The 15,668-nt window shown below is 41.6% G+C and carries 13 protein-coding genes; 12 read left to right on the top strand and 1 reads right to left on the bottom strand.

What is annotated here, in order from left to right; genetic code table 11:
- Window positions 1-177: 177 nt before the first annotated feature.
- Complete coding sequence (gene cobA / locus BMY70_RS07020) at window positions 178-930, top strand: uroporphyrinogen-III C-methyltransferase (RefSeq protein WP_090333858.1); 753 nt, start codon at window positions 178-180, stop codon at window positions 928-930.
- Window positions 931-956: 26 nt separating this feature from the next.
- On the opposite strand, the gene BMY70_RS07015 is transcribed toward cobA, so the two are convergent.
- Window positions 957-1,250, bottom strand: a complete 294-nt coding sequence (locus BMY70_RS07015; protein ID WP_090333855.1) for a hypothetical protein — start codon at window positions 1,248-1,250, stop codon at window positions 957-959.
- Window positions 1,251-1,354: 104 nt separating this feature from the next.
- On the opposite strand from BMY70_RS07015, the gene BMY70_RS07010 reads away from it, so the two are divergent.
- From BMY70_RS07010 to BMY70_RS06960, 11 genes are all read left to right on the top strand, one after another.
- Window positions 1,355-2,263, top strand: coding sequence for a lysophospholipid acyltransferase family protein (locus tag BMY70_RS07010; RefSeq protein WP_090333852.1), 909 nt, complete (start codon window positions 1,355-1,357; stop codon window positions 2,261-2,263).
- Window positions 2,264-2,352: 89 nt separating this feature from the next.
- The gene (locus BMY70_RS07005) at window positions 2,353-3,267 is read left to right on the top strand and encodes a lysophospholipid acyltransferase family protein (RefSeq protein WP_090333849.1); all 915 of its coding nucleotides are present in this window, start codon (window positions 2,353-2,355) and stop codon (window positions 3,265-3,267) included.
- A complete protein-coding gene (locus BMY70_RS07000) occupies window positions 3,264-4,250 on the top strand; it encodes a glycosyltransferase family 9 protein (RefSeq protein WP_090333847.1) in 987 nt (328 codons plus the stop codon). Before BMY70_RS07005 ends, BMY70_RS07000 begins: the two co-directional genes overlap by 4 nt.
- Window positions 4,251-4,291: 41 nt before the next feature.
- On the top strand, window positions 4,292-5,191 hold the full coding sequence (locus BMY70_RS06995) for a carbon-nitrogen hydrolase (RefSeq protein ID WP_090334771.1): 900 nt from the start codon (window positions 4,292-4,294) through the stop codon (window positions 5,189-5,191).
- A 797-nt stretch (window positions 5,192-5,988) separates the two neighbouring features.
- Window positions 5,989-9,147, top strand: coding sequence for a SusC/RagA family TonB-linked outer membrane protein (locus BMY70_RS06990; protein WP_090333844.1), 3,159 nt, complete (start codon window positions 5,989-5,991; stop codon window positions 9,145-9,147).
- Between the two features lie 39 nt (window positions 9,148-9,186).
- A complete protein-coding gene (locus BMY70_RS06985; RefSeq protein ID WP_090333842.1) occupies window positions 9,187-10,659 on the top strand; it encodes a SusD/RagB family nutrient-binding outer membrane lipoprotein in 1,473 nt (490 codons plus the stop codon).
- Window positions 10,660-10,701: 42 nt separating this feature from the next.
- Window positions 10,702-11,184 carry a hypothetical protein gene (locus BMY70_RS06980; RefSeq protein WP_090333839.1) on the top strand — a complete coding sequence of 161 codons (483 nt, stop codon included), beginning with the start codon at window positions 10,702-10,704 and terminating at the stop codon, window positions 11,182-11,184.
- Window positions 11,185-11,298: 114 nt separating this feature from the next.
- The gene (locus BMY70_RS06975) at window positions 11,299-12,486 is read left to right on the top strand and encodes a pyridoxal phosphate-dependent aminotransferase (RefSeq protein WP_090333837.1); all 1,188 of its coding nucleotides are present in this window, start codon (window positions 11,299-11,301) and stop codon (window positions 12,484-12,486) included.
- A gap of 140 nt (window positions 12,487-12,626) precedes the next feature.
- The gene (locus BMY70_RS06970) at window positions 12,627-13,721 is read left to right on the top strand and encodes an AEC family transporter (RefSeq protein WP_090333835.1); all 1,095 of its coding nucleotides are present in this window, start codon (window positions 12,627-12,629) and stop codon (window positions 13,719-13,721) included.
- A 12-nt stretch (window positions 13,722-13,733) separates the two neighbouring features.
- Window positions 13,734-14,333: a Hint domain-containing protein gene (locus BMY70_RS06965; protein WP_090333832.1), complete on the top strand. Its 600-nt coding sequence runs from the start codon at window positions 13,734-13,736 to the stop codon at window positions 14,331-14,333.
- A 199-nt stretch (window positions 14,334-14,532) separates the two neighbouring features.
- Window positions 14,533-15,591 carry an agmatine deiminase family protein gene (locus BMY70_RS06960; protein WP_090333828.1) on the top strand — a complete coding sequence of 353 codons (1,059 nt, stop codon included), beginning with the start codon at window positions 14,533-14,535 and terminating at the stop codon, window positions 15,589-15,591.
- Window positions 15,592-15,668: the final 77 nt, after the last annotated feature.

Genomic DNA, 15,668 nt, shown 5'->3' with positions numbered 1-15,668 from the left:
GGCAGTCGGCTATCACTTGGTAGCTAATATTTAGTTTAGTGAGAGGAGTCAAATTTAAAACTGACTTCTCTCACCAATAACTAATCTTCTACTATTCATTGATTTCCTCACAAGCCAGGAATTCGTGTTAAATAACCCACTGACAGCTAATCGACGAAAGCCGACAGCCATTCCCCTATGAAACTTACATTAATCGGTGCCGGTCCAGGCGATCCAGATCTGATCACTCTAAAAGGAATTAAAGCATTACAAACTGCCAAAGTTGTGCTTTATGATGCGCTTGTGCATCCTGCAATACTTGATCATTGTCCGGAAGATTGTCTGAAAATTCATGTTGGAAAACGTTTTGGAAAGGTAAGCTGCGGACAGGATGAGATTAATAAACTGATTGTTGCTTCGGCCAGCGAATATGGAGAAGTTATCCGCTTGAAAGGCGGTGATTCTTTTATTTTTGGTCGTGGTTATGAAGAAATCGAATATGCAGCTGCGCATGGCATTGAGTCAGAAGTCATTCCCGGTATTTCAAGTACCTATGCAGTTCCGGCTTTGGCAGGAATTCCTTTGACCTCACGCGGTGTGAGCGAAAGTTTCTGGGTTGTTACCGGAACGACAAAATCTCATGAACTATCGGCAGATCTTCCGTGGGCGGCCCGTTCTTCGGCAACTGTTGTAATCCTGATGGGAACACACAAACTTGAAGAAATTATCAGCATTTATTCCGACCTGGATAAATTTGACGAACCAATCGCTATCATCCAAAACGGCTCACTTCCGGAACAGAAAATCGTTTTAGGAACGATTGGAAATATTTTACCTCTTGCAAAAGAAGCAGAAATTAAATCTCCTGCGGTAATTGTGATAGGGAAAGTTGCAGCACTTCCTGAACTAACGTTTCAGAAAATTGAAGAAATGGTTAACAAACAGATTTAGTAAGAGAACAGCCTGTTGGATATCTTTTACAAAATGAAGAAATAGATAACACCGGCAAGTACAAGATAGCTTACAAAAAGCCATTTCTTCTTATACTCATATGCTTCACGGTTGTGGAAATAATCAAAAACCATAGAAGCTGAAAATCCCACCACCATCAATACAACGGAAAAAACTCCGCAGTCCAAACGGTAATGTTTGTAGGCATGAAGCGCAGGCGCGCCAAGAGCAAGATACATCAGCCACATACCGAATCCCATCCGATACAGATATACGCTGAGACGACGATCATTCTTTATATCAAATAAGCTTTCTAACACAGTTTGATACGTATTGATTTATCTAGTGAAGCTAACCAATTTTAAAAACAAATGCTAATTTTTTATACACATACGTTATATGTAATATTGTAAAAAATTAATATATGAATAAAATAGTTGCAAAAATTTCAATTTTCTTTCTTAATTCCATTGCCGGCCTTTCCTGGAAAAATATATTCAGAGTATCCACTGCACTTAGCTGGTTGCTTTTTGATGTAGTCGGGTATCGAAAAAGAGTAATCCTGGAAAATCTTAAAAATAGTTTTCCAGACAAATCACCAGAACAAATTGAAATTATTTCCCGCAACTTTTACATTCATTTTACGGATCTGATTCTGGAAACGCTAAAATTCAGAACGGCTTCTCCGCAAGTGATCCGGGAGCGGCTGGAAGGTGATCTTACCATTATTAATGATCTATTTAAACAAAATAGAAGTGCCATTTTCCTGATGGGCCACCGGGGAAACTGGGAACTTGCCAATTTATTTTCGTCTCTCGAATTTTCCCATGACTGCATCGTGGTTTATCGTCCGTTGCAAAACAAAGTTTTTGACAAATGGTTTCTGGATTACAGGACTCGCTTTGGAGCGAAACTGGTCCCAATGGATAAAATTTTTAAAGAATTATTAACGCCGCGTACGAAACCGTTTGTGGTAGTTCTGGCAAATGATCAGTCTGCTAACCCGAAAACGGCTTTCTGGACAAAATTTCTGCATCAGGACACCGGAATTTTCCGTGGCGTCGAAGCCATTGCACGCAAATTAAACCTTCCCGTTCTCTACGCAGAATTCAGCAAAGTTGAGAACAAAAGAGGCTATTATCATGTTGACATAACAACGATAACCGAAACGCCAAAGGAAGTTCCCGTGAATGGAATTTTGGAAAAGCAGATTCAGATATTGGAGCAGGATATTCGACTTCAGCCGCATAACTGGCTCTGGAGCCACAGACGATGGAAGCATGAAAAACCGGAATGTCTTAAACCTGAACAATTACTGAGTTTAATACCCTGACGAAGTGATTTACCGAGTCAATCCATCGATTTCTTTAAGTAAGGTTATGTTGTTTTCGCACCAGAGCTGTTATTTTGAAGTAATCTTGTATGGAAAATTTCCTTACCCGTATAGCAATTAAACTTTTAGACACAGTTTCCAGATTCTCATGGAAATCATTGTATCGCCTTTCAGACATACTGAGATTCTTCATTTTTGATGTTTTTCATTACCGTCAGAAAGTAATTCTTACCAATCTCCGAAACAGTTTCCCACAAGAAAAAGAGGACACGATTCAGGAAATCGCAAAGAAGTATTACCAGAATTTCACGGATATTATTTTTGAAACGATCAAACTCCGAAGTATCTCCAAAAATGACTTATTGGCCCGATTCGAAGCGGAATCTGATATTCTGGATCATTATTATGAACAACAAAAAAATCTTGTTGTAGTAGCCGGTCACCTTGGAAACTGGGAAATGCTCAACTTATTCGCGGCTGTAAAGTTTCAATATCAACTGGTCGTCGTATATCACAAACTTGCCAATGATACTTTTGAAAATTGGTTTAAGGATGTCAGGACGCAATTTGGCACAGAGATGGTTCCAATGCAGGAAGCCTTTCAGCGAGCGATTAGTCCTCGCGATAAACCTTTCCTTTTCATTCTGATTAATGACCAATCACCTGCTCCCGAGCGCGCCTATTGGACCACTTTCCTGAATCAGGATACCGGCATTTTCAGAGGCGTTGAGCTTATCGCCAGAAAACTTAATGCGCCAGTCTTGTATATGGGTGTTTTAAGGAATAATTTTAAGCGTGGATTTTATAAATTCTATTTCCGGCTTATCACGGAAACTCCAAAACAAGAGCCGACGAATTATATTCTGGAGAAACAAATTTCATTTTTGGAAGAAGACATTGTCAGACAGCCTGACAATTGGCTTTGGAGCCACAAACGTTGGAAACACAAGCGGCCGCAAGTATTGCACCGGGATCAAACATTGGAAGTAAAAGATAAATCGTGAACAAACCTGTCAAGTTTTTAATCCTCCGCTTTTCCTCGATCGGCGATATCGTTCTGACTACTCCCGTTATACGTTGCCTGAAACAGCAATATCCGGAAGCTGAAATTCATTATTTTACCAAAAGCAAATTCGGTTTCCTGCTGGAAGATAATCCCTATGTTGATAAAATCTGGTTGCTGGACGGCAGTCTGAATAAAATGGTCAAAACCCTGCGTGCTGAAAATTTTGATTATATCATCGATCTGCATACCAATTTACGAACATTGCATATCAAACTGGCGCTTTTCAAGCGATCCTTTTCTTTTAAAAAATTAAATGCGCAGAAATGGCTGCAAACACAGTTTAAAATAAATTATCTGCCAGACATTCATATCGTCGACCGGTATCTGGACACGGTTTTACCATTAGGAGTCAAAAATGATGATCTCGGTCTTGATTATTTTATTCCATATAAAGACAAAGTAGAAAGAGACTGGATTCCTGAAACCCATCAGAAAGATTTTGTCGCCTATGCTATCGGCGGACAGCATAATACTAAAAAACTTCCCGTTCACCGCATGATTGAACTTTGCAGAAAAATTAATTTCCCGATCATTTTATTGGGCGGAAAAGAAGATTTCGAAGCAGGGGAAGAAATCAGGAAAGCAATTGGCGACCGATTGATTTTTAATGGGTGCGGAAAATACAACTTCAATCAGTCGGCTTCTTTAATAGAACAATCGTTTATCGTTTTTTCGCACGATACGGGATTAATGCACGTGGCCTCCGCCTTTAAAAAGAAAGTTTATTCGATCTGGGGCAATACAGTTCCGGCCTTTGGCATGTATCCTTATAAAACTGCTTTTGAAGTCATAGAAAATAATGACCTCGATTGCCGCCCCTGCTCCAAGATCGGTTATAAAGAATGCCCAAAAAAACATTTCAACTGCATGAACAAGCTTTCCTTCGATTTTGAAATCAAAGAACTTCCGTTCAGCAAATAGTGTTTCCCAATCCGATTACTCAATCAACAAAAACAACCGGAATGAATAAAAAAGTAAATATTGGAATCGTTCAGATGAGCTGTTCCGCGGATGTAGAAGATAATTTCGAAAAAGCTAAATCTAAAATAAGAGAAGCTGCTGCAAAAGGAGCACAAATTGTTTGTTTGCAGGAGCTTTTTAAGTCGCTGTACTTTTGCGACGTCGAAGACCATAAAAACTTTGAACTGGCGGAAGCAATTCCGGGTCCATCGACGGAATCATTAGGCAGTCTTGCCAAAGAACTAGGCGTTGTGATTATTGCCTCCTTGTTTGAAAAACGTGCGCACGGACTCTATCATAATACAACAGCAGTACTCGATGCTGATGGAACATATCTGGGTAAATACCGCAAAATGCATATTCCCGACGATCCCGGATATTATGAAAAGTTCTACTTTACTCCTGGTGATGCCGCATCAGAAGAATCTGATACCAATGGTTACAGGATATTCAATACAAAATTCGCAAAAATCGGTGTTTTGATCTGTTGGGATCAGTGGTATCCGGAAGCTGCGCGGATCACAAGCTTGATGGGTGCGGAGGTTCTTTTTTATCCTACTGCAATCGGTTGGGACACGAACGAGACTGATCCGATTATTAACGATGAACAATACGGCGCCTGGCAGACAATCCAGCGGAGCCACGCAGTTGCCAACGGCGTTTATGTAGTCTCTGTAAACCGCGTAGGTCGCGAAGCAGACCAGCAATTTTGGGGCGGTTCCTTCATAGCAAATCCACATGGACGGCTAATGTATCTCGCTCCCCATACAGAAGAAACTGTACACGTAGAAGAAATTGATCTACATAAACTGGATCACTACAGAACCACATGGCCGTTCTTCCGAGACCGCCGTGTGGACTCCTATAAACCTATACTGAGCCGCTACATCGACGATAAGTAAGTCACCATAAATATAATTATTCCAATAATATCAAAAGGATCACCAGAAGTGATCCTTTTTTCGTTTCCATACTTTATGAAACCAATTTTTCAGATTTTAACATAAAATATAAGTAAAATTTACGAAATTTGAACTCGATTTTTAAGTTTCAACAAAAAATGTAGCGTATATAGGTAAATTTTAAACTTACTAAAATTAGATCTTATGAGTCAACATGAAGTCTATTAGGCTTATAGATTGGATCAAAGTAAGATAATTGAAATTAAATATAGATAAAGTGCAATATAATTCGCCCAATAACTACATCAACCAATTATTATTGCAATAAAACTCAATTTTTAAATAATTTCTCTTGCATTTATTAGCTTTGTCAGTATATTTGAAATGTCATTAAACGAATGACTAAACTTCTTAACTGTCAGATATGTTCCAGCCGCACTGAATATGTCTAAACGTAAGAAGGAGAACATAAACCATCCGGACTGTTAATGTCAATTAGACAACAGCAAAGAAGTTCTGCCTTTTTACGAAAAGAATTTAATAATTAATTACCTGTCAGCGTGGACAAACATTTTTATCAAAACCTGGACCTGGTTGCCAGATCACAGAAACGATTCCACTGTTTGTCCTCGATTAAGAGGGTATTGCTTTCCGGAAAAGCAGTTTTGTAAGCTTATGGCTGTGCTGTTCTGTCCATGCGAAAGTGTGTGCGGCGCACAGAAACGTGGACACCACAGCCATAACTTTTTTACCTACTCTACTAATAGTACTCACCTAATTAATTTAACCGGATTCCCATGCGTAAAACTTTACTATTGTTCTTATGGGCCTGTCTGCTTTCTCCGTTGGTGCATGCACAAACGCGTGAAATTAGCGGAAAGGTAACTGCGGCCGATGATGGTCTGGGACTGGCTGGCGCTTCTATTATTTACAAAGGCACAAATACGGGTACCAATGCTGACGCTGACGGAAAGTTTAAATTCACTATTCCGGGCGACGGCGTTTTAGTTGTTTCTTATGTAGGATTTTTAATTAAAGAGATTCCTGTTGGGAGTCAAACGGTTTTCGACATCAAATTAGATGCTGATACACGCCAATTGGCAGAAGTTGTTGTAACAGCTTTTGGTATTGAGCGCGAAAGAAAAGCATTAGGATATACGGTTCAGGAAGTAAAAGGTTCAAGCCTTACTGAGTCACGTTCTACGAACGTAGCAAACGCACTTTCCGGCAAGATTGCCGGTGTAAGAATCCAGTCAAACGGCGGCCCTGGTAGTGGTTCTACTATCCAGATCCGCGGCGCTGGTTCTATTTCTGGTAACAACCAGCCTCTTATTGTAATTGATGGTGTACCGATGCAACAGGCATCAGCTACATCAGCAACAAACCAGTACGGTGGCGGTATGTCAGAAGTTAACCCTGATAACATTAAAGAGATTTCTGTTTTGAAAGGTCCAAACGCAGCAGCTTTATATGGTTCACGTGCAGCCAACGGTGTTATTTTGATAACAACGAAAAACGGTAAAGGCACAAAAGGAATTGGCGTTGAAGTCAACTCCAACGTGACCTTTGAGCGCCCATGGATCAAACCTAAATTTCAAAATACTTATGGTGGAGGAAATGGTTACAGGACCTGGTACCACGACGGATGGAGCGGCGCAATCACTGACCCGCTGGAAATTCAGCAATACCGTGCAGCTTATGGTCCAACGGCTCCTTTATCTGGAACAGAAGGAACAGACGAAAGCTGGGGTGCACCAATGGATGGCCGCTTGGTCAGACAATGGTGGACAGGAAACGATGTAGCTCCTTTAACACCACAACCAAATAACTGGGACGAATTTTGGAACACAGGTAGCACTGTTTCAAACAGTGTGGCCGTTGCAGGTGGAAACGATCAGGGTTATTTCCGTTTAGGTTTAGGACATACAAAACAAAGTGGTATCGCTTACTATAACGATTTTCACCGTTATAACTTGAAAATCAACTCAGGTTATAATCTGACAAAAAATTTCAGTGTTGCGCTTTCTGCTGAATACATCAAGTCTGGTGCCGACAACCGCGGTTATACTTCCGGCCAGGAATTTATCTGGGCTCACAGACACGTATCCTGGAAACAGCTTCGTAACTACGAGCAGTATACTTCCACGCACAACCAGATACCTGGTGACACAGATCCGCCAAACTGGCAGCATACATTCTTCACTAACCCATATTTTTCTCAGAAAAAATTGACAAGTGGAAATGATAAGGACAGATTACTGGGAAACATCTCTTTCAACTACAAAATCCTTCCTTCGCTTAGCGTAATGCTTCGGACAGGAACAGACGTTTGGAGTGATACACGTATCAACATAACAAACTTTGAAAGGGTAAGAAACGGCGTAAAAACTCCTGGCCGGTATAACGAAGAAGTTCTGCGCAATCAGGAAACGAACTCAGACATTATTTTCACTTTCAACAAAGATGTAACGAAAGACTTTTCTCTAAATCTTCAGGCTGGTGCGATTAAAAGAACCAACTATTACAAGAGAAATTACTTTGCAGTTGGTGAGCTTGTTGTAGACGGAGTGTACAATGCCGCCAACTCGATCCCAAGTTTGAACACGATCCAGAGTACCATCACTAAATCTGAAAATCAAAGTGTTTTTGGTGCGGCTCAAATCGGCTGGAGAAATCAATTGTTTATGGATGTGACAGCAAGAAATGACTGGTCAAGTACCCTGCCGTCTAACAACAATTCATACTTCTACCCTTCTGTTTCATTAAGTGCAGTACTGACAGACATTTTTGATGTACAAAGTAATGTGCTGAGTTTCGCAAAACTTCGTGCAAGTTTGGCGCAAGTTGGTAACGATGCTGATCCCTACGCCTTACAGCAGACTTTTACAGCGAACGGTTCATGGAACGGAAGCATGAGTAAATTCGCTGAGGCTGTTAAAATTGCAAACTCGACTTTGAAACCTGAGATCACAACCGGTAAAGAATTCGGAGCTGATTTGAGATTCTTTAAAGGCAAAATTGGTCTTGATATGACTTATTACAGCCAGAGTACAAGAGACCAGATCCTTGCCGTTGAGATTTCGAAAGCAAGCGGTTATGACACCCGCGTTTTAAATGCAGGTGAGATTACCAACAAAGGGGTTGAAATAATGCTGACTGCCAACCCGGTCAAATTGTCAAACGGCTTCTCATGGGATATCGCAGTTAACTTTGCTAAAAACAAAAACAAAGTTGTTGCACTTGCCGAAGGCCTTACAACCTACACACTTGCTACACAACGCGGTATGACTTCCGAAGCCAGAATCGGCGAAGCTTATGGTACTTACTACGGAAAGGGCTGGTTACGCTCACCAGAAGGAGAAGTAATTTATGCCAATGGTTTGCCACAGGTTGCGCCAGGTACGATCAAGCTTGGCAACATTCAGCCAGACTGGACAGGTGGTGTTTCTAACACATTTACCTACAAAGGCGTTACATTTTCTGCTTTGGTTGATGTACGTATGGGTGGTGATATTTTCGACGAAGGAACCGGTACAGGTCGCTGGACGGGACAATATGAAGAAACAGCTATCGGACGTGAAGAAGGAGTAATCGGAGACGGTGTTAAACAAATGGCCGACGGAACGTTTGCTAAAAACGACATCATCATTCCTGCAAAAGAGTTTTATGCATACAACAATCCTCGTAACTACCACGAAGCAGCAATTTTCGACGCAAGCTATGTGAAACTACGTGAATTGACGCTTGGATATAGCCTCCCTACGCATCTTTTGAAGAAGACATTCTTCCAGACTGCTAAACTTTCACTGGTTGGGCGTAACGTATGGATGATCTTTAAAAACACACCGCACGTGGATCCTGAATTCGATTCAAAAGGTGGAAATGCACAAGGATTTGGTTATGGCCAGCTTCCAAGTTCAAGAAGTATGGGTGTTAACTTAAGCTTTTCATTCTAATCTTCCTGTTGATCTGGGATCTTTTAATCGACTTTCATTATGAGAAAAATAGCATATAAACCACTGGTAATTGCCTTGACAGCTGTGATGTTTTCAATGAACAGCTGCACCAAGGATTTTGAAGAAATAAATTCGAACCCGAATGATCCGACGTTAGTTAAGGCACAGTACCTCCTTACTTCCGGCCTTGAATCTTCAATCGACCGCTACTGGGGCCACAGAGATCGGTTTGAGCGTATCAACATTGATGCAGCCGAACTTTACATGCAACATCTTACACGTAACATTTATTCAAACGAAGGTGATGACTACACGGTTTCTGTTGCAGTAACAAACAATAACTGGAAAGGATTTTATAACGATGCACAAGTTAATTTCCAACGCATCATTACAATTTCCTCGCCAGACGGAGCAACGCCAAACGCAAATTATGTAGGCGTAGCGATGGTGATGAGAACCTGGGTTTTCTCTTTGCTCACCGATATGTACGGACCAATCCCTTACTCAGAGGCAATCCAAGGAACGGCTGCTACGCCAATCTACACGCCTAAGTATGACTCTCAGGAAGCAATTTACGCGGCGATGCTCGCGGACCTTAAAACGGCAAATTCATTGCTGACCGTTGGTGGGCCAGCCGTAGCCGGAGACATCGTTTACAATGGTGATATTCTTAAATGGAAGAAGTTTGCAAACTCACTTCGTTTGAGACTTGCCAATCGTCAGGCCAAAAAGAAACCCGCAGAGTCGAAAGCAGTTTTTGCGGAAATTTTAGGAAATGCTTCTACCTACCCGATTTTCACTACGAATGCCGACAACGCCCAACTGAACTGTTCAGCAGTTTTGCCAAGCAATAATGAGTGGAATCAGATCATTATTCAGGGCGGTCGTACGGACTGGAATTTGAGTAAAACATTAGTCGATCAGATGAATTCTATGGGTGATACCAGAATTACAGTTTATGGAAACCCAAATAAAGACGGAGTCTATCAGGGACACCCGAATGGCTTGCCGGATGCAATTGCAACCACTTTCCTTTCGTCCAGCTCTACCATAGGAACGTATTTCACGAGAGCAACGGCTCCGGAAGTGATCATGACTTTTGCTGAATTGAATTTCATTCTGGCAGAAGCAGCCCTTGACGGAGACATTACCGGTGATGCTGATGCTTATTTCAAAACCGCTGTAAATGCTTCTTTCACACAATATGCCTTGACCCCTCCTGCTGCTTTTCTTGCTAAACTTGGAACAGCAACGAAGGAAAAAATCATGGAGCAAAAGTGGGTAGCGCTGTTTGGACAAGGTATTGAAGCATGGACGGAGTGGCGCCGCACAGGTTTGCCAAAATTCCCTGCACCAGACGCCCGCGCAGTATTGAACAACGATGGTGTGTTGCCAACAAGATTTACTTACTCAACCAACGAATATTCTCTTAATAAAGCGAGTGTTGAAGGTGGTGTTACCCTGCTTGGCGGCAAAGACGATATGAAGACAAAACTTTGGTGGGCTGAATAACCCAAACCGGAAAATTAAGTGATCGACTTAAAAAAACTGACAATGAATTCATATACAAAACATATCAAAATTCTGGTTATCTGTTTACTTGCCGGTGCTGTTTTCACTGCTTGTAAAGAAGAGGATCCCTGGGTAGACGCCACCGTTGCGCCGGTTGTTGTAAACATCATCGGAGCACCTTTCGGATATCCTCAGGAAAAAGATCCGGCCGTTGGATACCCTGCTGCATCTACAAAACTGACACTTTCAGCCACACTTTTAGAATTAGATAAAAGTGGAATCCTGAATAACGCAGTTGGTATTGACTCGATACCTGTTTCTGGTGTAAAAGTGGCGATCACCATGCGAACAGGAGCCGTTTTAGGTGAAGTAACTTCTGGAGCAGACGGTAAAGTTTCACTGGATAAAACCTGGGCAGAATTAGGAATAGCGACTCCGGTTAAAGGTTCACTTGCAAGAATATCATGGACCGGGACCTATAAAGGAGTGACTTTTACAAGATTTTCACAAGTTCAGGCACAATAACATTACCAGTCAGCCAGGTAAATTCCTGGCTGACTTATCCCGTTTTTTTTCATTGCTTTTCTCAATACCCATTTGCTTAATCTTTACAATCCCATTACTAAAAAAACAATTAAAATGACTCAAAAAATCGACCGTCGCAATTTGTTAAAATCAGGCTTATTGGCTCTTGGTGGTATGACCCTGGCTCCCCACATGAGCTTTGGTGGTGCATTCGATGATATGCCTCTATCGCTTGATCCTGAAAACCGTATTTACCGTAGCCCAATGGTGCGTGAGCACTTTCTGGACAAAAAACCAGATCTTTCTAAAATGATCCGTATCGGCGCTAACGAAAATCCATACGGACCACCAAAAAGCGCTCAAAAGGCAGTTTGTGACTCAGTTGCAGGCGGGAACCGCTATGCCTGGAAAGAAATGAGTGACCTGGTTGATAAAATCGCTAAAAAGGAAGGCGTTTCGAAAGACTATATCATGATGGGCCCTGGATCTTCGGATCTATTGGAAAAAGTGGCTCTGGTACTTTTCATGCATGGTGGAAATATCGTTTCTGCTGACCCTTGTTATATGTCACTCGTTCAGGTTGCAAAATCTGTTGGTGCAACATGGAAGGCTGTTCCTGTAACAGAAAACCACTCCCACGACTTAAAAGCGATGGAAGCTGCTGTAGACAAAGACACCAAACTTGTATATATCTGTAACCCTAACAACCCAACGGGTGCGATCACGACTGGCAAAGAGTTGTTAGATTTCTGTTCACGCGTTTCTGAGAAAGTGCCTATTTTCGTTGACGAAGCATACATCGAACTAGCCGTTGGTGCGGATACTGAAAGTATGGTTGGATTACTTCAGAAAAACAAAAATGTAATCATTGCACGTACGTTCTCAAAAATTATGGGAATGGCTGGTATCCGTGTTGGTTACATCGCTGCTCAACCAACATTTATTAAGCAAATCGAAAAAATCACACGTGGCGGTATGGGTATTTCTTATACTTCAATCGCTGCTGCTTCTGCTGCTATGGATGACAGCGAATTCCAGGTGATGACGCGCAAATTGAACCATGAAGCAAAAACATATCTCCTTGGAAATCTTGATAAAATGGGTTACAAATATATCCCGTCTTACACCAACTTCGTGATTTTCCCGATCAACATCCCTGGTAAAGATATGTTGACCAAACTGGCTGCGAAAAATATCTCCTGCCGTGCATTTGATATTCAGAACAAGCCCTGGTTACGTGTTAGTATGGGAACAATGGACGAAATGAAAGCATTCGTAAGCGCCCTTGGTACGATAAGCTAATTCAGCATAAATGAAAAATGGCTGGTTTTCCGGACGTATATCCATCCGGATATCTGTTTCCGAAAACCAGCCAATACTCTTTTGAATTCATTTAGTACACCGGATTACTGTCCGGTATCAGTCAATAAAAAGCTTATATTATGAGTGATGCCTTACAAAAAACCATTACTTTACTTTTACTGATTGCATTGGGATTACTTCTCCGCGGGAAGTTTAAAAGTAAGGAGCAGACCAACGGTATCAAAGAGATCATTCTTTCTGTTGCTTTGCCATCCACGATCTTTATCTCGCTGATGAAGATTGAAATGGACTCATCGATGATCATCATTCCGCTTGTGACATTGGTGTTTAACTTTCTTATGTTTTTTTCTGCCCCACTCGCTTTTGCGCTTTTTGGTATTGAAAAAAACAGTCCGACCGGCAGAACCCTGATGATGTTAATTCCATCTCTGGCCCCGGGACTTTCCTGCTTTCCTTTTATTGCTGAATTTTTAGGCGAAAAAAGTCTGGCTATTGCTGCACTGGCCGACGTTGGAAACAAATTTTTCGTTCTGATTTCTCTTTACATTCTGGCTATGAACATGTTTTTGAAAAACAGCCAGGATAAGGAAACCAAATTGGGAGGAAAACTTAAAAGCCTGTTCGGAAATATGCTGCAGGAACCTATTAACGTACTGATTATTCTTGCTATTGTTTTATTAAGCGTTGGTATCAATTATTCTACACTACCCTTTGTAATCACTGAAATTTTTGACAAAACAAGTGCCATGATGACCCCGCTTGTTCTGGTTTTCATCGGCCTTGCAGTACAACTTAAAGAAGGAAAAAAACGTATCGTCGCAAGTATTCTTTTGTTCAGAGCCGGCAGCACAATGCTGATCAGCGCCGGAATGATCTATGTTTTGAATATCACGGACCAGTCCATGATTCTGCTTGCCATTGTCATTCCATTGAGTGCCGCAAGTTTCTGGCCTCTGGCGCATATCTCCGCTTTCAATCTGCGTGAAGATGCCATGGGATTACCAAAGGAAAAAAGAACTTTCGATATGGAACTTGCCGTATTGCTGCTTGCATTTTCGCTTCCGTTCTCAACGATTTTAATTCTCGGTATTTTGACAACCGGCGCTTATTTCACGCACATGTCAACTTTGATTATTGCAGGCGTCGTCCTGATTGTCCTTGGCGGATTACCCAACCTTTTCAGTAAAGTATTCGTACGAGTTTCAAAAGCCTAAGTAAAAACTGTTATGCGCAAAACGATCATTATTCCATTTCTTTCTCTGTTGTCTTTTGCTTCAATAGCTCAGACTGAAAATGGCGAAACTGCTGTGTTAAAAAAGGAAGTTGCCGAAAAGGTTTCTTCAAAAGATAAGAAGCAGGATAGATACTTTTGCCCTAACGCAACAGTGACCATGGCCGACGGATCTGTCAAGCCTATACGTGATGTAAAAGTTGGAGAAAAGGTAAAGACCTGCCGGAAGGGTAAAAGTAGAGAAACTGAGGTAAAAGCAGTGGAAGTTTACGATAACCCAAATGCAGCATTGACGGCAGTATACCTGCGCCCTGTTAATGAGTCTTCGATCTCCGGAGAGTCCTGGCCGCTTGTCCCTGCCCTGCTTTTGGAAGCAACGCCTCAGCATCAGGTGCAGACGAAAAAGGGGAATAAAACAATGAAACAATTATCAAAAAATGATGTGTTGTATCATTACGAACCTTCAACCGGAAAGGTATCTTCCTGGAAAGTAGGTATCGTACAGACCAATGCACGAAAAGTTGCAACTGCTTATAATCTTACAACAGAAGACGGATCTTATTTAGTAGAAAACGTTCTTGTGTCAAATAATTAACTCCTGTTTACTTTAATCAACGTTTTGAAAAAAATCCAAACCCGCGAGGTGTTTGGATTTTTTGCTTTAAAATGACAAATTCAAATTATCTACGCTCATTTCACATTTGATCGCGCTATTTTTTAAATGATTTCAAAAACCTTTGCGACCTTTGTATCGTAATCAGAAGTAATCTCAGCAATTCATATCCAATACCACCGTGTCACAATACAATCTTTCATCAACGCCCAAAGCATCAGGATTTACATTTCCAGCCGAATGGCACCCACACCGAGCCACATGGCTAACATTTCCACATAACGAAGCTTCCTGGCAGGGCGACAGACTGAAAAAAATGTATCCGCAATATCTTGCTTTCATCAAGGCCATAAGCCAAGGGGAAAATGTTGGTATCGTGGCAAATGATGAAAACCTGAAAGATTTTATTACCAGCCAGCTTGATGCCATCGGCACAGATTTGTCTAAAATTGAATTTGTAATCAAACCTACAAACGACGCCTGGTGCCGGGATCATGGACCTGCTTTTTTGATCAACCCGGATACAAAGGAAAAAATGATCGTTGACTGGGGCCATAACGCCTGGGGTGGAAAATATCCTCCTTATGACGACGATAACCGCACACCGCACGCAATCGCTAAATATCTTAACCTGCCGACTATTACACCCGGAATCATTATGGAAGGTGGTTCCGTTGAATTTAATGGTGCTGGCACTATCCTCACCAGCAAATCTTGTCTGCTGAATCAGAACCGCAACGCGCATTTGAATCAAGCACAGATTGAGCAATATCTATATGATTATTACGGGGCCGAGCAGGTTCTGTGGGTAGAAGCCGGCATTGCGGGAGACGACACCGACGGACATATTGACGACACGACACGTTTTATCAGCGAAGATACTGTGATTGCAGCAGTAGAATATGATCCGAATGATGAAAATTTTGATATCCTTCAGACGAATCTCCGAATGATGAAGGACATGCGTTTGTTGAATGGAAAACAACTGAATATCATCGAAATACCTATGCCGAAAGCAGTCATTATCGACGACTTCCGGACACCGGGTTCTTATGTCAACTTCCTGATGTGTAACGCAGGTGTGATCGTTCCCGTTTTCAACAATCCAAACGACCAGATTGCGATTGATATTCTGGAAAAAGCAATGCCTGACCGCAAAATAATTCCTTTGGATGCAACTGAAATTATCTGGGGACAAGGCAGCTTTCACTGTTTGAGCCAACAGGAACCATTAGTTTAAAGTTTTGATCCTTAAATAAAAGAGCAGTCGGTTAAGCCTGAATTCTTAACCGACTGCTTTTTGTAACTAAGCCAACC

Source organism: Dyadobacter koreensis (assembly GCF_900108855.1).
Lineage (GTDB): Bacteria > Bacteroidota > Bacteroidia > Cytophagales > Spirosomataceae > Dyadobacter > Dyadobacter koreensis.
Note: the sequence above shows the minus strand (reverse complement) of the source record. Positions and strands in the feature narration are given on the sequence as shown.

What these genes read in the sequence shown, in the direction of transcription:
- BMY70_RS06980 (WP_090333839.1), top strand. Translation starts at nt 10,702, where the DNA reads ATGAATTCATATACAAAACATATCAAAATTCTGGTTATCTGTTTACTT.
- BMY70_RS06975 (WP_090333837.1), top strand. Translation starts at nt 11,299, where the DNA reads ATGACTCAAAAAATCGACCGTCGCAATTTGTTAAAATCAGGCTTATTG.
- BMY70_RS06970 (WP_090333835.1), top strand. Translation starts at nt 12,627, where the DNA reads ATGAGTGATGCCTTACAAAAAACCATTACTTTACTTTTACTGATTGCA.
- BMY70_RS06965 (WP_090333832.1), top strand. Translation starts at nt 13,734, where the DNA reads ATGCGCAAAACGATCATTATTCCATTTCTTTCTCTGTTGTCTTTTGCT.
- BMY70_RS06995 (WP_090334771.1), top strand. Translation starts at nt 4,292, where the DNA reads ATGAATAAAAAAGTAAATATTGGAATCGTTCAGATGAGCTGTTCCGCG.
- BMY70_RS07005 (WP_090333849.1), top strand. Translation starts at nt 2,353, where the DNA reads ATGGAAAATTTCCTTACCCGTATAGCAATTAAACTTTTAGACACAGTT.
- cobA (WP_090333858.1), top strand. Translation starts at nt 178, where the DNA reads ATGAAACTTACATTAATCGGTGCCGGTCCAGGCGATCCAGATCTGATC.
- BMY70_RS06990 (WP_090333844.1), top strand. Translation starts at nt 5,989, where the DNA reads ATGCGTAAAACTTTACTATTGTTCTTATGGGCCTGTCTGCTTTCTCCG.
- BMY70_RS06985 (WP_090333842.1), top strand. Translation starts at nt 9,187, where the DNA reads ATGAGAAAAATAGCATATAAACCACTGGTAATTGCCTTGACAGCTGTG.
- BMY70_RS07010 (WP_090333852.1), top strand. Translation starts at nt 1,355, where the DNA reads ATGAATAAAATAGTTGCAAAAATTTCAATTTTCTTTCTTAATTCCATT.